Source organism: Gluconacetobacter johannae, assembly GCF_014174305.1.
Classification (GTDB): domain Bacteria; phylum Pseudomonadota; class Alphaproteobacteria; order Acetobacterales; family Acetobacteraceae; genus Gluconacetobacter; species Gluconacetobacter johannae.
This window is the reverse complement of the sequence record NZ_JABEQH010000001.1, coordinates 180632-200422: the sequence shown is the minus strand read 5'-3', so window position 1 is coordinate 200422 and position 19791 is coordinate 180632. Positions and strand designations below refer to the sequence as shown.

General features: G+C 67.2%; 22 protein-coding genes. 1 reads left to right on the top strand and 21 read right to left on the bottom strand.

Annotation, left to right across the window (positions count from 1 at the left end):
• Positions 1-2: 2 nt before the first annotated feature.
• The 3 genes from yidD to rpmH form a co-directional block, all read right to left on the bottom strand.
• Entirely contained in the window at positions 3-269 is a 267-nt protein-coding gene (gene yidD / locus HLH21_RS00920; RefSeq protein ID WP_182940341.1) for a membrane protein insertion efficiency factor YidD, read from the bottom strand.
• 2 nt (positions 270-271) lie between these two features.
• Complete coding sequence (gene rnpA / locus HLH21_RS00915; protein WP_182940340.1) at positions 272-622, bottom strand: ribonuclease P protein component; 351 nt, start codon at positions 620-622, stop codon at positions 272-274.
• Positions 623-687: 65 nt separating this feature from the next.
• Positions 688-822 (bottom strand): 50S ribosomal protein L34, encoded by a 135-nt coding sequence (gene rpmH / locus HLH21_RS00910; protein WP_012553083.1) that lies wholly within the window; start codon positions 820-822, stop codon positions 688-690.
• Between the two features lie 201 nt (positions 823-1023).
• Here rpmH and HLH21_RS00905 point away from each other — a divergent pair, with 201 nt between their 5' ends.
• Positions 1024-1236 carry a hypothetical protein gene (locus HLH21_RS00905; protein WP_182940339.1) on the top strand — a complete coding sequence of 71 codons (213 nt, stop codon included), beginning with the start codon at positions 1024-1026 and terminating at the stop codon, positions 1234-1236.
• 11 nt (positions 1237-1247) lie between these two features.
• Here the strand turns inward: HLH21_RS00905 and gloA are convergent, their stop codons facing one another.
• The 18 genes from gloA to HLH21_RS00815 all read right to left on the bottom strand — a co-directional run bounded on the left by gloA (position 1248) and on the right by HLH21_RS00815 (position 19788).
• Positions 1248-1637 (bottom strand): lactoylglutathione lyase, encoded by a 390-nt coding sequence (gene gloA / locus HLH21_RS00900; RefSeq protein ID WP_182940338.1) that lies wholly within the window; start codon positions 1635-1637, stop codon positions 1248-1250.
• A gap of 54 nt (positions 1638-1691) precedes the next feature.
• Positions 1692-2591: an LpxI family protein gene (locus HLH21_RS00895; RefSeq protein WP_182940337.1), complete on the bottom strand. Its 900-nt coding sequence runs from the start codon at positions 2589-2591 to the stop codon at positions 1692-1694.
• A gap of 9 nt (positions 2592-2600) precedes the next feature.
• The gene (gene lpxA, locus HLH21_RS00890; protein ID WP_246378983.1) at positions 2601-3473 is read right to left on the bottom strand and encodes an acyl-ACP--UDP-N-acetylglucosamine O-acyltransferase; all 873 of its coding nucleotides are present in this window, start codon (positions 3471-3473) and stop codon (positions 2601-2603) included.
• 95 nt (positions 3474-3568) lie between these two features.
• Complete coding sequence (gene fabZ / locus HLH21_RS00885; RefSeq protein WP_182940336.1) at positions 3569-4054, bottom strand: 3-hydroxyacyl-ACP dehydratase FabZ; 486 nt, start codon at positions 4052-4054, stop codon at positions 3569-3571.
• A gap of 92 nt (positions 4055-4146) precedes the next feature.
• On the bottom strand, positions 4147-5217 hold the full coding sequence (gene lpxD / locus HLH21_RS00880; RefSeq protein WP_182940335.1) for a UDP-3-O-(3-hydroxymyristoyl)glucosamine N-acyltransferase: 1071 nt from the start codon (positions 5215-5217) through the stop codon (positions 4147-4149).
• A gap of 14 nt (positions 5218-5231) precedes the next feature.
• A complete protein-coding gene (locus tag HLH21_RS00875; RefSeq protein WP_182940334.1) occupies positions 5232-6122 on the bottom strand; it encodes an OmpH family outer membrane protein in 891 nt (296 codons plus the stop codon).
• A 7-nt stretch (positions 6123-6129) separates the two neighbouring features.
• On the bottom strand, positions 6130-8562 hold the full coding sequence (gene bamA, locus HLH21_RS00870; RefSeq protein ID WP_182940333.1) for an outer membrane protein assembly factor BamA: 2433 nt from the start codon (positions 8560-8562) through the stop codon (positions 6130-6132).
• Positions 8563-8715: 153 nt separating this feature from the next.
• Complete coding sequence (rseP, locus tag HLH21_RS00865; protein WP_182940332.1) at positions 8716-9819, bottom strand: RIP metalloprotease RseP; 1104 nt, start codon at positions 9817-9819, stop codon at positions 8716-8718.
• Positions 9820-9868: 49 nt separating this feature from the next.
• Positions 9869-11026, bottom strand: coding sequence for a 1-deoxy-D-xylulose-5-phosphate reductoisomerase (dxr, locus tag HLH21_RS00860; RefSeq protein ID WP_182940331.1), 1158 nt, complete (start codon positions 11024-11026; stop codon positions 9869-9871).
• A 37-nt stretch (positions 11027-11063) separates the two neighbouring features.
• Positions 11064-11984 carry a phosphatidate cytidylyltransferase gene (locus tag HLH21_RS00855; RefSeq protein ID WP_182940469.1) on the bottom strand — a complete coding sequence of 307 codons (921 nt, stop codon included), beginning with the start codon at positions 11982-11984 and terminating at the stop codon, positions 11064-11066.
• Positions 11974-12651 (bottom strand): polyprenyl diphosphate synthase, encoded by a 678-nt coding sequence (gene uppS / locus HLH21_RS00850; protein WP_246379014.1) that lies wholly within the window; start codon positions 12649-12651, stop codon positions 11974-11976. Before uppS ends, HLH21_RS00855 begins: the two co-directional genes overlap by 11 nt.
• A 141-nt stretch (positions 12652-12792) precedes the next feature.
• Entirely contained in the window at positions 12793-13359 is a 567-nt protein-coding gene (gene frr / locus HLH21_RS00845; protein ID WP_182940330.1) for a ribosome recycling factor, read from the bottom strand.
• A gap of 78 nt (positions 13360-13437) precedes the next feature.
• Positions 13438-14178, bottom strand: a complete 741-nt coding sequence (gene pyrH / locus HLH21_RS00840) for a UMP kinase (protein WP_182940329.1) — start codon at positions 14176-14178, stop codon at positions 13438-13440.
• A gap of 132 nt (positions 14179-14310) precedes the next feature.
• Positions 14311-15204, bottom strand: coding sequence for a GTPase Era (era, locus tag HLH21_RS00835; protein WP_182940328.1), 894 nt, complete (start codon positions 15202-15204; stop codon positions 14311-14313).
• A gap of 65 nt (positions 15205-15269) precedes the next feature.
• Positions 15270-16007: a ribonuclease III gene (gene rnc / locus HLH21_RS00830; protein WP_182940327.1), complete on the bottom strand. Its 738-nt coding sequence runs from the start codon at positions 16005-16007 to the stop codon at positions 15270-15272.
• A complete protein-coding gene (gene lepB, locus HLH21_RS00825) occupies positions 16004-16816 on the bottom strand; it encodes a signal peptidase I (RefSeq protein WP_182940326.1) in 813 nt (270 codons plus the stop codon). The genes rnc and lepB overlap by 4 nt, the downstream gene beginning before the upstream one ends.
• 133 nt (positions 16817-16949) lie before the next feature.
• Positions 16950-17357 (bottom strand): holo-ACP synthase, encoded by a 408-nt coding sequence (acpS, locus tag HLH21_RS00820; protein WP_182940325.1) that lies wholly within the window; start codon positions 17355-17357, stop codon positions 16950-16952.
• An 82-nt stretch (positions 17358-17439) separates the two neighbouring features.
• Complete coding sequence (locus HLH21_RS00815; protein WP_220789606.1) at positions 17440-19788, bottom strand: RelA/SpoT family protein; 2349 nt, start codon at positions 19786-19788, stop codon at positions 17440-17442.
• Positions 19789-19791: the final 3 nt, after the last annotated feature.

The window sequence follows — 19791 nt, the reverse complement described above, 5'->3', positions numbered from 1 at the left end:
CGTTATCTATGGGAAGAACAGCAGGGGGCACGCGGGCGCTCCTCTGACGGCACGGGATCGTATCCGCCGATATTCCACGGATTGCAACGCAAGATCCGCCACCCGGCAAGAATGGCGCCGCGCACGGCGCCGTGGCGACGCAGGGCCTCCAGCGCATAATCGCTACATGACGGGACGAATCGGCAATTGGGGCCGAGAACCGGCCGGAAGACCCATTGATAGAGGCGAATCGTCCCGATCAGCGGCCAGGCCAGGACGGTCCGGGGCATCGTCACTCCCCCTCCCGTACGCCGGCCTTACGCAAGGCCCGCCGCAGGTCGCCGACCAGCGCGGCAAACGCGCGGCCGCCCGTGGCGCCACGCCCGATCAGCACAAGATCGACGCCGCGCAGGGCTTCTTCGCGCTCCACGACGCGCACGGCCTCGCGCAGGCGCCGGCGCGCGCGATTGCGTACGACGGCGTTCCCGACCTTTTTTGTCACGGTAAAGCCGATCCGCGCCGGATCGGAATCCTCCCGGCCCAGGGCCTGGAGCACAAGCCCGGGAGAGGGCACCTTCCGTCCCCGGGCGGCAACCCGCAGGAATTCAGACCGCTTCTTGAGACGGACGGACCGGTCGGCCACTGTCAGCAGCCCCCTGCAACATCAATGTCCCGGATCGCGATCCGGGAGCATGACAGGCCTGACAATCAGGCGGACAGGCGCTTGCGGCCCTTGGCGCGACGATTGGCGATCACCTTGCGGCCACCGACGGTTTCCATACGTGCGCGAAAGCCGTGACGGCGCTTGCGGACCAGCTTAGACGGTTGATACGTGCGCTTCACGACGGCACTCCCCGATTGACAGCAATAATTTCATCGCGGATTAAATCCACGACATGTCCGGGCGACCTGACGGCACCCGACCTGAGGCGCGCCTTATACTGCCCGTTTTCCAAGGCGTCAATGTGGAAGAACCCCAGCCATGGCCGGCCATGATACGCCACCGCATTCCGCCTTTTCCGCGCACCGCATGGGATATGACGCATGACGGACGATACCGAATCGACCATCGGGCCGCACCAGACCGCGCGCGTGCTGCACGACGTGCGCGGGCTGCTGTCTCCGGCGGTGCTACAGGCCGACAAGCTGACCACCCATCCCGACCCGCAGGTCCGTGACGCGGCAGAGTGCATCCTGAACGCGGTGGAGCAGGCCGTCCAACGGCTGAAGGACCTGTCCCCCCCCAAACCCGGCTGACCGGGCTGCGATCAGCCGCGCTGGATCAGTTCGATCTTGTAGCCGTCCGGGTCCTCGACGAAGGCGATCACCGTCGTGCCGAACTTCACCGGACCGGCCTCGCGCGTCACCTTGCCGCCACCGGCGCGCACGGCCTCGACCATGGCCGCCACATCGGGCGCGCCGACGGCGAAATGTCCGAATCCGGTGCCGACCTCATACCCGTCGTCCTGGCCCCAATTATAGGTCAGCTCGATTTCCGCCTGCCCGGCCGCGTTGTCGCCGTAACCGATGAAAACCAGGGTATATTTGCCCTCGGGGACCTCCCTGCGCCGCAATTCGCGCATGCCCAGCAGCGCATAGAAGGCGATGCTGGCCTCGAGATTCCGGACCCGGACCATCGTATGCAGATATGAACCCATCTCGTTTCTCCCGTTCAGAAGGACACAGGACGACGGATCGCGGCGAATCCGCCGTCAAAACAGTTTCTTGCCGTCCTCGGCGGAAATGCCGACCAGGAACAGGCCGGCGGCATCCGCCGCCGCGACGCAGGCCTGCGGATCGGTCAACAACGTCGCGCCAGCCTGAAAGGCGATTCCCCGCAACCCGACCGCCGCCGCGCGATGCACAGTATCCGGTCCGATCGTCGGAAGATCCGCCCGGCGATCCTGCCCGGGCTTGAGCATCTTGACCAGCACGCCACCGGGGCGGCCGGGCTGGCGACAGTCGCCCGCGCGCAGCAACATGCGGTCCGTGCCCTCCATGGCCTCCACCGCCAGGACCAGACCGTCCTGCACCACGCATCCCTGTCCGATATCCAGGCGCCCGATGGCCTCGACCACCGCGCGGCCGCGCCGGATATCGGATTCCGCCCCCGCGTCGGGGCGCGCCATCCCCAGTACCCCCCGCCGGCCGACCGACCCGGCAAGAAATTCATGGGCGCCGTGGACCGCGAACCCTTCCTCGCCCAACACCCGCACGATCGCGGCCAGCAGGCCGTCATCGCCCGAAAACAGCGCCCGGCCGATCCGCGCCATGATCCGCGCACCCGTGGCGTCAGGCCGCAGGTCGGAAAAGGACGGCCGACGGACCGGGCCGATCAGCACCAGGTCGCGGCACCCCTCGGCCCGCAGGCAGGACAGGATATCCCCGGCGGCGGCCAGCCGGATATAGCGATGCGGCCACGGGCCGATCACCGCCGGGTCGGCGAAATCGAGAAATCCCACGATGAAGGGACGCAGGCCCAGCGCCTGGATCGCGCGCGCGACCTGACCGGGCAGCGGGCCGCCACCGGCCAGAATCCCGACGCAATCACCCGACAGGGCCGGCCTGCCCGCGTCGCGGCTCCGCCCGTCGTCGTCCTGGTTCCCCGCCATCCCCGCAGCCTAGACGCCGTCGGTTTCGACCAGCCCCGCTCCGCCACCCGCGACGCGCACCAGGCCGCGCCGGCTGGGAGCCTCGATGAAATCCAGGATTTCATCCACCTTGGCGTCCCCGCCATATTCGGCCCGCACCGCCGCAAGCCGCAGGCTGAATGCCGTGGATTCGTCGTCCATGTTGCGGGGATACAGGGCGCGGAACGCCCGCCGCAGGCGATGCATCTCATCGGACTGCACGCCGTTGCGCTTCAGCCAGATCCAATGCAGCCCCACCAGCCGGGCGCGATTGCCCAGCACGCTGCCATAGGGAATGACGTCGGCCTCGACGCCGCAGACACCGCCCACCAGCGCCGCGCGGCCGATCCGCACGAACTGATGCAGCGCCGCGGCCCCCATGATCCGGGCATGATCGCCAATGCTGACATGCCCGCCCATGACGACGTTGTTCACGATAATCACCCCGTTCCCCAGGGTGCAGTCGTGCGCCACATGGGCATTGGCCATGATAAGGCAATCGTCGCCGATCTGGGTCAGGCCGCTGCCGGTGGCCGTGCCCCGATGGATGGTCACGTTTTCCCGGATGACGGTTCGCGCGCCCACGACGCAGCGCGTGGGCTCGCCCCGATATTTCAGGTCCTGCGGCGCCATGCCTATGGTGGTGAAGGGGTAGCACACAACCCCCGGCCCGATCCGCGTCGCCCCGTCGACGATGACGCTGGCGATCAGATGGACCCCGTCCTCGATCACCACCTCCGGTCCGATCGAACACCACGGACCGATCCTGACCCCCCGACCGATCCGCGCCCCGTCCGCCACAATGGACGAGGGATGAATTTCGGCGGCCCTCAGCCCGGCATCCAATCCTGCCACGTCGGTCAATACGATCTCTCCCAGAACCGCCTCGGCCCCGCCAGGGCCGGGAATGGGGCGACGCAGGCTCCGGGACCCAGCGTCCCGTCAGCCCGCGCGCCGGCCTACCCCATAATCATCGCGCTGAACGTGGCCTCGGCCACCGATACGCCTTCGACCCGCGCGACGCCCTTGAATTTCCAGACATTACCCCGGCTGCGCTCTTTTTCGACATGGATCTTCAACTGGTCGCCCGGCCCGACCGGACGCCGGAACTTCGCCCCGTCGACGGTCATGAAATAGACCAGCTTGCCCTCGAACGCCTTTCCCAGGGTCAGCACCACCAGCGTCGCCGCCGTCTGGGCCATCGCTTCGATGATAAGCACGCCCGGCATGACCGGACGCGCGGGAAAATGACCCTGGAAGTGCGGCTCGGTCGCCGTGACGTTCTTGATCCCGACGGCGGACGTACCCAGCACGATGTCGACCATCCGGTCGATCATCAGGAACGGATAGCGATGGGGGATCGCCTCCATGATCCGCATGACATCGATCGCCTCGATGCAGATGGGGCCGTCGCCCGCCGGAGGAACCTCTACTTCTTTATCCACGTCGTCCAACCATCTTGCTCGGGATAGCGGGACACGTCATCCTTGCGACCGTCTGCCCGTCTGTCCCGGTTGAATTCCGGGGGCCTGGAGCCTCAGGCCTCTCCCCCCCCATTTTGCGTCGCCTTCTTCGCCAGGCGCCGCAACACCGCCACGTTCCGGAAGAACTCCCGAAACGGCATCGCCGGGCTGCCGATCACGTCAGCCCCCGCGTCAACGTCCGACATCACCCCGCATTGCGCGCCGATCCGGGCCTTGGCGCCAATGCGGATGTGCCCGATCAGACCGGCCTGGGCCGCAACCGTGACGAAATCACCCAGTTCCGTGGAACCGGAGATCCCTGCCTGAGACACCACAATGCAGCATCGCCCAAGGCGCGTATTATGGCCAATCTGCACCAGATTGTCGAGGCGCGAGCCCGCGCCGATCACCGTATCCTGAGATGACCCCCGGTCGATGGTCGAATTGGCGCCGACCTCCACCCCGTCCTCCAGCACCACGCGCCCCAATTGGGGAACCGTCTCGAACCCGTCGGGCCCCACGGCGAAGCCGAAGCCCTCCTGCCCGATGCGCGCCCCGGTCAGAAGGGTGACACGGTCGCCGAGCAGGGCATGCGACACGCAGGTGTGGCTTCCCAGCCGGCACCGCGCGCCGATCCTCACCCCGTCGCCGATCGCGGCATGGGCGTCGATGCGGGTTCCTGCCCCGATCTCGACATTCGCGCCCAGCACGACGAAGGGTCCGATCTGCGCCGTCGGGTCGATCACCGTCCCCGCGCCGATGACCGCCGTCGGGTGAATCCCCGGCTCGACCGCCGGCAGCGGATGGAACAGACTGGCGACCCTGGCCCAGGCCAGATAGGGCGTCTGCGACACCAGCCCGATCGTACCCTTGGGCAATTTGTCGACAAAAGCCGGCGACAGGATCACCACCCCCGCCTTCGTCTGCTCCAGCAAGGGCGCATAGCGCCGGTTGTCCAGGAAGCTGACCTCCTGCGGGCCGGCGGACTGAAGCGGCGCGATGCCGACATACGGGGTGTCCGCGCCCTCGACGCCGCCCGCCTCGATCCTGGCCCCGGCGCAATCGGCCAGGACCTGGATCGGAAACGGGCCGTTCCGCTCGAAAAATCGCCGGTCGCCCGGCAGGGCGGACACCTGCCTGTCCATCGGAAGGCGTGCCGTTACCGGTGCGGCACGGCGGCGGGCGCCGCAGCCGCAGCCGGGGCAGCCTGCTGGCGTTCGGCATCGGCCGTCGTCGGCATGGTGCCGGATTTCGCCAGTTCTTCCGGATCGACGTTCGCCGCCGGGATGAACACCGTCGGCAGCACCGTGTTCAACTGGTTCGCGACCTGCTGAGTGATGTCCAGTCCATCCTGGCTCAAGGCCACCTGTTCGCGGTGCAGGACCAGGTTCATACCCCGGCTGGCCGCGACCTGACGGATGATCTGCACCAGTTCCCGCTCGATCTGGCCGAGCGAGACCTGTGCCGCTTCCTGGATGATCCGGTTGCGGTTGCGGAAATCGCGTTGCGCGGCGATCACACGCTCCTGCAGATGGCGTTCGCGCAACTGGATCTGGTCCGACGCCATGTTCTTGGCCTGGGCCTGCAGCTTCTGCTGTTCGTCACGCCAGCTGCCCTGCTCCTTCTGGGCATCGCGGGCCAGTTCGTCGCGTCGGGTGCCCAGCACGCGCTCGGCCTGCTGCGCCGCCGTGGACAGGCGCATGACATCGGGCACGCTGATGACCCCGATCACCGGCGTGGGGGGGGCCACGCCACGCGGAATATCGGGCGAGGCCGGCACCGGCGGCAGCGGCAGGACCGGCGGGGTCTGGGACTGGGCCTCATCACTGTCGGCGGGCGCCGGGGGCAGCGGGACAGGCGCGGGCGTGGCACGCGGGGCCGCGTGCGGGGCCGCGCCGCCGGCGGCCGGCTGCGCGGTCTTGGGCACGAACCAGCCGGCATTTCCACCCGACGATCCAGCCGCCTGCGCGAAAGCGCCGGTCGATGCAAGATCGGCGCAGGACATCACAACGACAGCGAGTAGCGCGGATACGCCACGGGAACGAAGCATTGTCACCTCAGAATTGCTGGCCGAAGCCAAAGCGGAACAATTGGGTCCGGTCATGTTTCTGCTTCAGGACCGGGATACCAAGGTCGATGTTGATTAACCCGAACGGGCTTTTCCACGAGAAGCCGACACCGGTACTGACACGCGGCGTCAGCGTATCGCCATAGACCGGGGTGTAGCGCGGCATGTCGTTCAGGGAGGTATAGCGGTTCTTCACACGCAGCCCGTCCAGACCGCCCGCATCGACGAAATAGCGTCCGCGAATGCCCATGTCCGCACCCAGCGGCATCGGGAAATTCACCGTCGCGGACGCGGTGTAGAGGAACCGGCCACCGATGAAATCCTCCTGGGAGTGCATCGGATAGGTCACGCCGTTAAAGGTATAGGCCGGAATACCCATGGTGCGCGGCCCGGCGCCGCCGTCGAGGAAGCCCCGCAGCGTACTGCCGCCAAGATAGAAGTTGTCGATGACGTCGCTGCGTCCGCCGCCCCAGTTCGCCAGTTCACCGGCGCCGGCGGTCAGCGCGACCGTCCAGTCGTGATTGCCCATCAGGTCGTCGAGGGGGATGTAATAGGCTGCGTCCACCTTGCCGCGGACATATTTCTCGTTCCCGCCCAACCCGGCGAAATCGCCACCGAGACGCACGACATACCCGCTGTGCGGCTGCGCCCGATTATCGCGCGTGTCGTAGGTCAGGGTGGTGCTGAGCTGCGACAGGAGCGACCAGCCCGTCTGGTCCAGGATGTACCACGACGCGTCGCTATAGGTATTACCGACGTTTCGATCGGTCAGCGAATAGCTCCAGGACTGCGACAGATGGTTGTTGTAGGCGTATCCCATGCGAAGGCTGATACCGTACCGCCCCTCGGAATAGTTCTGGTAGGTCTGGTAGTTGTTCTCGATCGCGAAGATATCGACGCCCGCCACCAGGTTGCGGTTCAGGAAGTACGGGTCCGAGACCGAGATATCCGCCTGGCGCTGGTAATAGGCCATCGTGCCCGAAATGCCGGCATCGACGCCCGACCCCAGAAGGTTATGCTGCTTCAGGCCGATATTGCCCAGAATGCCGACGTCGGTCGAATAGCCGCCACCCAGCGAGAATTCGCCGGTCGGCTTCTCGACCACGTTGGCCGCGACGTTCACGCGATCGGGCCCCGACCCCGGCGACTGGTCGATGGAGACCGAGCTGAAGTACCCCAGGTCCTGCAGGATCGCCTTGGAATATTTCCGGTCGGCCGGTGTGTACGGGTCGCCCTCGGCCATCGGCAGCTGCCGCCGGATGACCTTGTCCTGGGTGATCGTGTTGCCGTTGATGTCGATGCGTTCGACATAGACGCGCGGACCTTCGCTGACGTCGAACAGCAGATCGACGATCCGCTTTTCCGGATTACGCGCGATTTCCGGGCGCACCATGGCGAACGGATGACCCTGCCCCTGGAGGATTTCCTCCATGTCCGTGGCATTATGCTGAACGGCGGAACCGTCGTACCATTGATGCGCGAACAGTTCGATATACTTACGCAGGGACGCCGCGCTGACATGCTTCAGCGACGAGCGGATATTCAGCCGGCCCAGACGATAGCGCGCGCCCTCCTCCATCGTGAAGGTGACGTAGAACGACTTGCGGTCGGGCGACAGTTCGCCGGTCTGGTTGCGGACCTGGAAATCGACGAAGCCGTTGCGGAGGTAGAAGCGGCGCAGCAGCTCGGCGTCGTACCGGATGCGCTCGGGATTATATTCGTCGGACGAGGCGAAGAACCGGTACCACGCGGTTTCCTTCGAGGACACGACCTGCGCCAGCCGGGCCTCGCTGAACGCATGGTTGCCGACGAACGAAATCTTCTTGATAAGCGTCTGCTGCGCCTCGTTGATCTGGAAGACCACATCGACGCGGTTGTGGGACAGACGAATGATCTGCGGCGTCACCGTGGCCGCATAGCGCGCCTTCTCCGCATAGACGCCCAGGATCTTCTGGCGGTCGGCCGCCGTGGTCTGCGTCGAGAACACCGCGCGGGAACGCAGCGAGATGACCTTACGCAGATCCTCGTCCTTGGCCGCGTGATTGCCCTCGAACACGATGCGATTGACGATCGGGTTCTCGACCAGGCGCACCTGCAGGACATTGCCCGCGCGATGCAGCGTCACGTCCTTGAACAGGCCGGTTGCGTACAGGGTCTTGAGCGACCGGTCCAGCTGGTCCTGATTGAACGGATCGCCCGGCTGGACGACCATGTACGACAGGACCGTGCTGGTCTCGATCCGGTCATTGCCGCTGATGTCGATGGATTCGATCGTACCGCCCGACGGTGCACGGACCGCCGACGCGCGATGCGCGGCCGCGCCGGAACGCGGCTTCGCGCTGTCCTGCGCCTGGGCGGTTCCGGCAAGAAAAACGGGTACGAGACAAACCGACGCAAGCAGCGCTGAACGTTTACTCGACAAAATCGGCTTCCCCCAACCCAGACGGTCCGCAGACCCGACATACGCCTGCGCGAATGGATTCGGCATGGCCTGCTGTCGATGATACCCGCTTGGCGGACGTATCCGAAATCCACCCCGTCACGCAAGCACCTCTATGACCTTGCCATGATGGCATCATCCGGTCAGGGAAGCGACCCAGCGAAACAGACCGAAATGTGACAGGTCATTGAAAGTCGAGAACAGGAACAGGCCCGCGATCACCGCGAAGCCGGCCTGGAAACTGATATCGCGCACCCGGCGGGACACCGGCCGGCCCAGAATGGCCTCCAGGGCGTAGAAAACCAGCCGCCCGCCATCCAGCATCGGAATCGGGAACAGGTTAATCAGGCCCAGATTGATCGACAGCAGCGCCATGAACGACACCAGGCTGGCCAACCCGTACTGGGCGACCTGTCCCGACATCTGGGCGATCCGCAGCGGGCCGCCCAGGTCCTTGGCGCTGTGCTGGCCGGTGACCATCTGCCACAGGCCGGCCAGCGTCTGGACCGACAGGCGCCACGTCTCGTCCACCGCCGAGGCAATCGCCCGGGGCAACGGCTGTGGCTGACCGACAGTGGCGGTGAACATCACGCCCAACTGGCCGCTGGGGTTGCCGGACTGATCCTTGACGGTGCCGATCGTCACCGGCAACTCGATATCCCGGCCGGCCCGATGGACGGTGACCGCGGTCTTCGCCCCGGGCTCCGCCGCGATTCGCGACTGGATGTCGGCCACGCTGCCCACCACGTGGTCGCCAAGCCGCACGATGACGTCGTCGGGCCGGATTCCCGCATCGGCGGCGGCGCTGCCGGCGACGACCTGGCCCACCACATTGCGGACCTCCGGCCGGCCGCTGACCGCGAACAGTCCGGCGAACAGGACGATGGCCAGCAGGAAGTTGAAGACCGGCCCGGCCACGATCACGATGGCGCGGGACAGCACCGGCTTGTCGTGGAAGGTCCGGCCCGACAGCCACGCCGCCCTTTGTTCCGGCGTTGCCTCCTCGGGGCCTTCGAAGCCGTGCGGCTTCACATATCCGCCCAGCGGAATCGGGCACAGGCGCCATTCGGTGCCGACCTTGTCATGCCACCGCAGCAGCGGCCGGCCGAACCCGATCGAAAAGACCTCGACATGCACCCCACGCCACCGGGCGGCGAGATAGTGGCCGAGTTCATGGATGAAGACCAGAACGCCCAGCACCAGGACAAAGGCAAGAATGGTCCGAATCAGATCGGGCATAATGACAGGCTATCTCCTGATGATGATCGTCCGGACGACCCGGCGCGGATCAGGCCGCACGGGATGCCGTGCGTAGTCGGGCGGCGCGGCGTGCTTCCTCGTCCCATCGCAGGACGGCCTCCAGGGTGTCGGCGGCCTGATGCCCGATGGCCTGCATCACATCCTCCACCACCCGCGCGATGTCCAGGAAACCGATCGCCCCCCCCAGGAAGGCCTCGACCGCGATCTCGTTCGCCGCGGACAGGATAGTGGGGACGGCGCCGCCGGCCCGCAAGGACTCGCGCGCCAGGCGCAGGGCGGGAAAGCGGGTTTCGTCGGGTTCTTCGAAATCCATCCGGCCCAGGGCGGCCAGGTCCAGCCGGGGCGAGGTCGTCGCCATGCGACGCGGCCAGGCCAGCGTGTGGGCGATGGGGATACGCATGTCGGCCGAGCCGAGCTGCGCCACGATGCTGCCATCCGTGTACTGCACCATGCCATGCACCACGGATTGCGGATGCACCACGACGCCGATTCGGTCCTCGGTCAGGTCGAACAGCCGCGCGGCCTCGATCACCTCCAGCCCCTTGTTGAACATCGTCGCCGAATCGATGGTGATCTTGGCGCCCATGGTCCAGGTCGGATGGCGCAGGGCGGCCTCGGGCGTCGCCTTTTCCATTTCGGCCAGGGTGGCGTTGCGGAACGGGCCGCCCGATGCCGTCAGGACGATCTTCTCGATCCCGTCGACCTGACGGTCGGCCAGCGACTGGAAGATCGCGTTATGCTCCGAATCGACCGGCAGCAGAGTCGCTCCCGCGTCGCGCACCGCACGCAGCATGACGTCGCCGGCGCAGACCAGGGCTTCCTTGTTCGCCAGGGCGACCGATCCGCCATTGCGGACGGCGGCCAGGGTGGGCTCCAGCCCGATGGCGCCGGTGATCGCCGCCATGGTCCAGTCGACCGGCACCGCCGCCGCGTCGATCACCGCCTGCCGGCCACCGGAGACGGCGATATCCGTCCCATCCAGAAGGGCCTTCAATTCCGGCAGCCGCGCCACATCGGCGATGACGGCATGCGCCGCCCCCAGGGCACGCGCCTGCTGGGCAAGGCGGGGCGCATTGGTGCCCCCGACCAGCGCCTGGACCTGGAACCGTTCCGGCGCCTGCCCCAGCAGATCGACCGTGGAGCAGCCGATACTGCCGGTACTGCCTAGAACGGTGACTGTCTTCATGCTTTCCTGTTCCCTGATCGGTAAGCGAGGATATGTCTCAAGGCCCCCGCGCCCCTGCGGCGACCGGGCCGGAATGCCCCCCCGGAATCGCCAGCAGGGCCGAAACCAGGCCCGATGGCGTCACATACCAGAATGCGGCGCCGCCCGCCGCCCCCAGCGACAGTAGGGCAGCCAGCGGCGCCGCGACCAGCAGCCCGTCGAACCGATCGAGCAACCCGCCGTGACCGGGGATCAGCGCGCCGGAATCCTTCACGCCCCGCGCGCGCTTCAGCGCGCTTTCCGCCAGGTCGCCGATCTGCGCCGCAATCGCCGTCAGGCCGCCGAACAGCGTGCCCCGCCACCAGTCGCCGGGCCACCCGTCGGCCCCGCCCGACACCGCCGCGAACACGACCGTCCCGGCCAGCATCGCGAAGACCATCCCCCCGATCGACCCCGACCAGGTCTTGGCCGGTGAGATGGCGGGGGCCAGCTTGGGACCGCCCAGAAGCCGCCCGACCAGATAGGCGCCGCTGTCGCTGACGACGACACAGGTGACGAGGAACAGCACCACGCCCGCCCCCGGAACCGTCATGTTCCGCAGCCACAGCAACGACACACCGGCACATCCGATGACCACCTGCCCGGCCCACAAGGCCGGGCCGAACACGAAACCGCCCGCCATCACCGCGAAGGCCCCGCGCCATTGCCCATCCAGCGCCGCGGCCCCCGCCGCCAGCGGCCAGAGCAGGTACAGCACACCGCGCCAGCGCGTCGGGCGCAGGTCGAACAGGCGCCCCCATTCCTGCGCCATGCCAGCCATCGCCAGCAGGATCAGGATCGCATAGGCGACGCCCCCCGCCCATACGCACAGCCCTGCCACCGGCACCAGCACCGCTGCCGAGGCCAGACGGGCGCGCAGGTCCTTCCAGTTCCGCGCCGGCCGGGACGAAACGCCCCCCCGGGCGGGATCAGACGGCAGGGCGAGCACCGAAACGCCTTTCACGACGTGCGAAGGTTTCCAGCGCCGCGTCAAAATGACGTTCGTCGAAATCGGGCCAAAGCGTTTCGATGAAGATCAGTTCGGCATAGGCCGATTGCCACAGCAGGAAATTCGACAGGCGACATTCGCCGCTGGTGCGGATGATGAGGTCCGGGTCGGGAATGTCGGCAGTCAGCAGGAAGCGGCTGAACAGGGCTTCATCCAGTTCGCCGGGTTCGATCGCGCCGCTGCGCGCGGCCTGGGCCACCCGCATGGCCGCCTGCACGATGTCGGCCCGCCCGCCATAGGACAGCGCCAGCACCAGGGTCAGCTTTGTATTGGCGGCTGTCAGATCCTCGGCCCGGCGCGCCTCGTCCCGCACGTCGGGATCAAAACGGGACAGGTCGCCGATGACGCGAATCCGCACGCCCTCGCGGCACAGCTCGCTGACCTTGTGCCGCAGGTAATAGCGCAGCAGCGCCGTCAGGTCGGCAACCTCGTCGGGCGTGCGCCGCCAGTTTTCCGAGGAGAACGCATAAAGCGTCAGGCAGCCCACCCCGCGCGTGATCGCAGCCCGGATACAGCGGCGAACGGCCTCGGCCCCGGCACGATGCCCCGCCACGCGCGGCAGGCCGCGCGCCGCGGCCCAGCGCCCGTTCCCGTCCATTATCACCGCCACATGTGCCGGCGCGACCCGCACGACGCGCGTCCGATCCAGGTCGGCAACGGTCGGACCCGTGACGGAATTCGGCGCCGGGACGTCACCCCCGGTCAGGCGACCAGGCACGGAACTGGCGGTCACGGCCCGTCAGACCTGCTTGATCTCGCGTTCCTTGTCCGCGAGCATCTCGTCGATCCGCTTCACATACTGATCCGTCAGCTTCTGGATCGCCTCGGACCAGATCTTGACGTCGTCCTGGCTGATCTCGGTCTTCTTTTCATGCTGCTTGGTCTGGTCCATGCCGTCGCGACGCACGCCACGCACCGCGATCTTCGCGTTTTCGGAATATTTTCCGGCCGTACGGGCCAGCTCGCTGCGGCGTTCCGCCGTCAACTGCGGGATGGGAACACGCACGGTCTGCCCGTCCGCCGCCGGGTTCAGGCCCAGGCCGCCATCGCGGATCGCCCGTTCCACCGCGCCGACCAGGGACCGGTCCCAGACCTGCACTGTCAGCATCCGCGCCTCGGGCACCGCGATCGAACCGACCTGCGTCAGCGGCACCTCACCGCCATAGGCCTCGACACGCACCGGCTCCAGCAGCGCGGGGCTGGCCCGGCCCGAGCGCAGGCCGGCGAAATCCCGGCGCAGGCTTTCCAGGGCGCCGTCCATGCGGCGCGTCAGGTCCTCCAGCAATGTCTTCTGATCAGCAGCCACAATGGCCCTCCCATACGCAACGGGCGACGCGCGTGCGGCCACCCAGTCCAATCACGACGTCCGGCAGCGCCGGCGCGCTCAGTTCGCCTCGACGATGCGGGTAAACAGCCCCTCGCCCCGCATCACCTGGGGAAACGCGCCCGGCGCGTGGATGTTGAACACCACGATCGGCAGGCGATTTTCCCGCGCCAGGCTGATGGCGGCGGCATCCATGACGTGCAGGTCCTTGGCCAGGACATCCAGGTAGGTCAGCCTGTCGTAGCGCGTAGCACCCGGGTCCTTGCGCGGATCGGCGGAATAGACGCCGTCCACCTGCGTCCCTTTCAACAGGGCGTTGCATTCCATTTCCGCGGCCCGCAGGGCGGCGGCGGTGTCGGTGGTGAAGAACGGATTGCCGGTGCCGGCGGCGAAGATGACGACCCGGCCCTTTTCCATGTGGCGCACCGCGCGGCGGCGGATATAGGGCTCGGCCACCGAGGACATGTGGATGGCCGACATGACGCGGGTCGGCACCCCGTGGCGTTCCAGGGCGTTCTGCACCATCAGCGCGTTGATGACGGTCGCCAGCATCCCGGCATAATCGCCCTGCGCCCGGTCCATGCCACGGGCCGCAGCGGCGACGCCGCGGAAGATATTCCCGCCGCCGATCACCAGGCAGACCTCGACGCCCGAGCGCGCGACCTCGGCGATATCAGTGGCGATGGTATCGACCATGTTGGGGTCGATGCCGTACGCGCCGTCGCCCATCAGGGCCTCGCCCGACACCTTCAGCAGGACACGCCGATAACCAAAGGCCGAGTCTGGTGCTGGATCTGTCATGGAGCCCCCGGAACAGGAAGATAAATGCACACAAGGGACATCCGCTCTGGGACCTCACCCGCAAGGACCCCTCTTATATCCGCTTGGGGCAGGTCACAAGCGCGCTGATCGCCCTAACGGTCCCCCCTTGCGTCAGGGGGCGTCGTCCAGGCCGATGGCACGCAGCCGCGCCCGTTCCTCGTCCCAGCCCGCGCGTTCCTTCACGTTCAGGAACAGATGGCATGTCCGGCCCAGAAGACGCGAGAGATCCTTGCGCGCCTTCTCGCCGATCTCGCGGATGCGGCTGCCCTTTTCGCCGATCAGGATCGCCTTATGGCCAGAGCGCGCGACATAGATCGTGACTTCCACGCGGACCGATCCGTCCGGCTGTTCACGGTAGGTCTCGGTCTCGGCCGTCGCGGCATAGGGCACTTCCTCGTGCGTTTGCAGAAAAATCTGCTCACGCACCAGTTCGGCCGCCAGCAACCTGTCGGGCAGATCGGTCAGATCGTCCTCGGGATACAGATAGGGGCCGGGCGGCAGGGCTTCGGCCAGGGCGTTCAGCAGGTCCTCGACCCCGTCGCCGGACCGGGCGCTGACCATGTAGACATGCTCCACCGGCAACAGCGCCGACAGTTCGGCGGTCAGCGGCAGCAGGGCCTGCCGGTCCACCAGGTCGGTCTTGTTCAGCACCAGCCAGACCTTGCGCCTGGACTTCGCGAGTTGCTCGACGATCGCGCGCAGCGATTCGGTCACGCCCCGGCGGGCATCGACCAGAAGCAGGGTGATGTCCGCGTCCTCGGACCCCGTCCAGGCGGCCGCGACCATCGCGCGGTCCAGCTTGCGCCGGGGCTGGAAGATGCCGGGGGTGTCGACCAGCAGGATCTGGCTGGTCCCGCGCATCAGGATGCCGAGCACGCGAAAGCGGGTCGTCTGGGCCTTCGGGCTGACGATCGACAGCTTCGCGCCGGCCATCCGGTTCAGCAGTGTCGATTTCCCGGCGTTCGGCGCCCCGACGATGGCCACGAAGCCGCAGCGGGTTGTCATGTCACGTATTCCTTCCGGGGCCGTCCGGCGAATCGTCCCGCCCTGGCCATTCCCGTCACTGTCAGTCATTCGAACCGCCGCAGCAGGTCGGCCGCGGCCGCGCTTTCGGCCACGCGCTTGCTGCCGGCCACGCCTTCGGCCGACAGGCCCGCCGCCGTCACCTCGATGACGAAGCGCGGCGCGTGCGATGGCCCGTCCATCTGCACCGTCCGGTAGGACGGCAGGGGCAGTCCCCGCGCCAGGACCCATTCCTGCAACGCGGTCTTGGGGTCCTTGGGCGGCTGGGCCTGCGCCACGATGGCGTCGTTCCAGGCCCTGTGCACGAAGCGTCGCGCGGGCTCCAGCCCGCCATCCAGATAGACCGCGCCCAGGATCGCCTCCACGGCATCGGCCAGGACGTTCGCCATCTGCCGGACACCGGCCCGGGCCTCGTGCTCGGCCACGTCAAGCACCTTGGGCAGTTCCATCGCCTCGGCGATCCGGGCCAGGACCGGACGGGACACCAGATGGGCGTGGCGCGGACCCAGCGCGCCCTCCTGCTCGTCGGGGAAGCGTTCCAGCAGCCATTCCGCCATCAGCAGGCCCAGCACACGGTCGCCGATGAATTCCAGCCGTTCGTTCGAACCGACCCCGCGCCGGGCGGCGGGCTGGCGGGCGCGCCGCGCGACCCCGCCATTGCGCTGATGGGCCGCTGAACGATGGGTCAGCGCCTCGCGCAGCAGGTCGGACCGGCGAAAATGATAGCCGATACGGGCCTCGACAACCGTCAGCGGGTCACCAGCCTCCGGCGCGGCGTCGCTCATTTCACCCCCATGAACAGGCGCGCCCAGCGGATTTCGGCGGGCCACATCCAGAACTCCCAGACCGGATAGCGGGCCTCCACCGATAGGAAGATCCATTTGGCCTGGCCGATCAGGTTTTCCATCGGCACGAACCCCAGGTCCTCCGGGTCATCGCCCATGAAGCGGCTGTCCGCGCTGTCGTCACGATTGTCGCCCATGGCGAAGAAATAGCCCGCCGGCACCACATAGACAGGGGTGTCGTTCTGAAATCCCTCGCTCGTCAGCTTCAGGATATCGTGCGCCACCGGTCCCTGCCCGCCGCTGCCCGGCAGCATCTCGCGGTAGCGCTGGCCTTCCATGCTGGTACGGTGCTCGTCCACCGCCACGTAATCGCCTTCGGCCACGCGCGGCACCAGCATATCGTTAAGGTACAGTTCGCCGCCGCGCACCTGGATACGGTCACCCGGCAGACCCACGATCCGCTTGATATAGTCGATCGACGTATCCTTGGTGAAGCGGAACACAGCGACGTCGCCCCGGTGCGGCATCTGTCCGAAGACCCGCCCGCTGAACAGGTCGGGCGAACGCGGCAGCGAGAAATGGGAATAGCCGTAGCTGTATTTCGCGACCCACAGATAATCGCCCACCTGCAGCGTCGGGATCATCGAACCGGACGGGATGTTGAACGGTTCGAACAGCGCCGTGCGTACCCCCACGGCCAGCAGCCCCGCGACCAGGATGGTCCGGATCAGGTCCCACGCCCCCCTCAGGGCCGGCACGGCGCCCCCCGCCGGCAGGGAGGGGGAATTGGTCTTGCGCTGGTCATCCATGGGTCAGCTGTCTAAATCCGGATAAGGGGGGCCGGGCCGGAGGGAATACCGGGCCGGACGTCAGAGCCCGCGGATGAAGCCGAGGGGACCTTCCCCTGTCAAGCGCGCAAGGCCCATCGACACTATCCCGACCCTAGGCCGCGGGGCCAGCCTCGATCATCACCTGGGCGAAGGCGTAGGGATATTCGTCCGTCATCGTCAGCAGCAGCCGGGCCTGCAATCCCCCAGGCACGAGGGCGTCCAGGCGGGTCCTGGCCCCGCCCGTCAGGGTCATGACCGGTTGGCCGCCCGGCAGATTGTCAACGCCCAGATCGTGATGAAACACCCCCTGCGCGAAGCCGGTCCCCAGCGCCTTGGCGCAGGCCTCCTTCGCCGCCCAGCGCTTGGCGTACGCCCCAAGGCGCGCCTGGCCGTGACGCCGTTCGGCGCGACGGATTTCGGCCTCGGTGAACACCCGGCGCAGGAATCGCTCGCCATGCCGGTCCAGCACGCTGGCGATCCGCCTGATGTCGCACAGGTCGGACCCGATCCCGATCAGCATCCGCCCTGCCCCGCCCCGGCCAGCGTGGTCCGACGCGCCTCCGAGGCTGTTTCAAAAGTCGGTCTGCCGAGGAAACAGCCTCTCATCCCTTCGCGCGCTCGACCTGCACGATCCCGTTCGCCGCGCGCAGCGACGCGATGACCGAGGACAGATGCCGCAGGTCGCGGACCTCGATATCGGCCAGGATCTCCATGAAATCGAGCTGGCGGTTGACGATCCGCAGATTGACGACCGTACCGTCGTGCTTCGACGCCGTGTTGGTCAGGGTCGCCAGCACCGAGGGCTCGTTCGCCGCGACGACGGTCAGGCGGCCGACATGCGGTTCGGTCGCGCCCCGGCCGATCAGATCGTAATCCCAATCGACATCCATGAAGCGTTCCGGCGTGGCGGCGAAGCTTTCCAGGGTCTGGCACCCGGCGGTGTGAATGGTGATGCCCTTGCCCGTGGCGACGATCCCCACGATCCGGTCGCCCGGCAGGGGGTGGCAGCAGCCCGCGAAATGCACGGCGATCCCGGGGCCGATGCCGGCCAGCGCCATGCCGCCGCCCGCCTTGGGCCGGCTGCCGGTGCGCGAGGGCGCGCGCATCGGAATGCCCGGCACCATGCGCGGGGCGCGCGGCGTCTGGCGCAGTTCCGGATAGGCCGCATGGACCACGTCGCGCGGACCGATATTCCCGTTGCCGACGGAAACGTACAAATCTTCGACCGACGCCTGCTTCAGGTCGGACAGGATGCTCTCCAGCACCTTTTCCGATCCGTCGACACCTTCCTGCCGGAAGGCCTTGGCCAGGGCGGCGCGGCCGCCATCGACATGCGCCTCGCGCTGCTGGGCGGCGACATGGCGGCGGATGCGGGCGCGCGCCTTGCCGGTGACGACGAAACGCTCCCACGACGGCGACGGGGTGCCGCCGCGCGCGGTCATGATCTCGACCTGATCGCCGTTCTGCAATTCATGCCGCAAGGGCATCAGCCGGCCGTTGATCCGCGCCCCCACGCAGGTGTCGCCCACCTGGCTATGCACCGCATAGGCGAAATCGACCGGCGTGGCCCCGCGCGGCAGCGGGATCAGCTGCCCCTTGGGGGTGAAGCAGAACACCTGGTCCTGATAGAGTTCCAGCTTCGTGTTCTCGAGGAATTCGTCCGGCGCCGCCGAATCCTCGAGAATGTCCAGCAGGTCCTGAACCCAGCGCAGGCCTGTCACCACCCGCGCCGCGTCCTCGTTCACGCCCGGCACCTGCTTGTACAGCCAGTGCGACGCCACGCCGTTTTCGGCGATGTCATGCATTTCGGCGGTGCGGATCTGCACCTCGATCTTCTGGTTGCGGGGGTGGCGCAAGGTCACGCCGGTATGCAGGCTCTGATACCCGTTCGCCTTGGGCGTCGAGATATAGTCCTTGAACCGCCCGACAATGACCGGATAGGCGGCATGGACCGCGCCCAGGGCGATATAGCAGGCCTCGCGCGTCGGCACGATGATCCGGAACGCCATGATGTCGGAGAGCTGCTCGAACGCGACATTGCGCTTCTGCATCTTCTCCCAGATCGAGAACGGCGATTTCTCGCGCCCCGTCACCTCGACCTCGCCCAGCCCGGCGGCGCGGCACAGTTGCGTGAGTTCGCGCCGGACCTCCTCGATCACGTCGGCGCCCTGTCCGCGCAGGTAATTCAGCCGGGCGCGGATGGTGGCGCTGGCCTCGGGCTCCAGCTCGACGAAGGACAGGTCCTGGAGTTCGCTCTTGACCTTGTCCATGCCGATGCGCCCGGCCAGGGGCGCATAGATTTCCATGGTCTCGCGCGCGATGCGCTGGCGGCGGTCCAGGCGCTGCACGTAATGCAGCGTACGCATGTTGTGCAGCCGGTCCGCCAGCTTGACGATCAGTACCCGGATGTCCTTGGACATCGCGAGCACCAGCTTGCGGAAATTTTCGGCCTGCTTGGTCCGGTCGGACTGAAGTTCCAGCCGCGTCAGCTTGGTGACGCCGTCCACCAGGTCGGCGACCGTCGGCCCGAATTCGGCGCGCAGCCGGTCATAGCTGACGCCGGTATCCTCGATCGTATCGTGCAGCAGGGCCGTCGCGATCGAGGGCATGTCCAGATGGAAGCCGGCCAGGATGTTGGCGACCGCCAGCGGATGGGTGATGTAGGGATCGCCGTTGTCACGCGCCTGCCCCGCATGGGCCTGCTGCGCGACGGCGAAGGCGCGGCGGATCAGATCCAGGTCGGCGTCCGGGTCGTAGGTCCGGATCCGGCGGAGCAGGCCCTCGCAGGAAATCGTCCGGACGGCGGCCACCGCCTTGTCAGGGGACGCCCCGGCAGGGACGCGGGCGGCCACAACCGGACGATCGGGAGGCGTCACAGGCGAAAGGGGCGTCGCCCGACTGGCAACGACAACATGTCCAGAACCGGAAGGATCCGCCGCCTTTCGCCCCATGCG

Coding starts and splice junctions, on each gene's coding strand:
- acpS (WP_182940325.1), bottom strand. CDS start 17,357: ATGCTGATCGGGATCGGGTCCGACCTGTGCGACATCAGGCGGATCGCC.
- gloA (WP_182940338.1), bottom strand. CDS start 1,637: ATGGGTTCATATCTGCATACGATGGTCCGGGTCCGGAATCTCGAGGCC.
- uppS (WP_246379014.1), bottom strand. CDS start 12,651: ATGGACGGGAACGGGCGCTGGGCCGCGGCGCGCGGCCTGCCGCGCGTG.
- HLH21_RS00875 (WP_182940334.1), bottom strand. CDS start 6,122: ATGCTTCGTTCCCGTGGCGTATCCGCGCTACTCGCTGTCGTTGTGATG.
- HLH21_RS00905 (WP_182940339.1), top strand. CDS start 1,024: ATGACGGACGATACCGAATCGACCATCGGGCCGCACCAGACCGCGCGC.
- yidD (WP_182940341.1), bottom strand. CDS start 269: ATGCCCCGGACCGTCCTGGCCTGGCCGCTGATCGGGACGATTCGCCTC.
- era (WP_182940328.1), bottom strand. CDS start 15,204: ATGACAACCCGCTGCGGCTTCGTGGCCATCGTCGGGGCGCCGAACGCC.
- rnc (WP_182940327.1), bottom strand. CDS start 16,007: ATGAGCGACGCCGCGCCGGAGGCTGGTGACCCGCTGACGGTTGTCGAG.
- lpxD (WP_182940335.1), bottom strand. CDS start 5,217: ATGGACAGGCAGGTGTCCGCCCTGCCGGGCGACCGGCGATTTTTCGAG.
- pyrH (WP_182940329.1), bottom strand. CDS start 14,178: ATGACAGATCCAGCACCAGACTCGGCCTTTGGTTATCGGCGTGTCCTG.
- HLH21_RS00895 (WP_182940337.1), bottom strand. CDS start 2,591: ATGGCGGGGAACCAGGACGACGACGGGCGGAGCCGCGACGCGGGCAGG.
- rseP (WP_182940332.1), bottom strand. CDS start 9,819: ATGCCCGATCTGATTCGGACCATTCTTGCCTTTGTCCTGGTGCTGGGC.
- dxr (WP_182940331.1), bottom strand. CDS start 11,026: ATGAAGACAGTCACCGTTCTAGGCAGTACCGGCAGTATCGGCTGCTCC.
- HLH21_RS00815 (WP_220789606.1), bottom strand. CDS start 19,788: ATGGGGCGAAAGGCGGCGGATCCTTCCGGTTCTGGACATGTTGTCGTT.
- lepB (WP_182940326.1), bottom strand. CDS start 16,816: ATGGATGACCAGCGCAAGACCAATTCCCCCTCCCTGCCGGCGGGGGGC.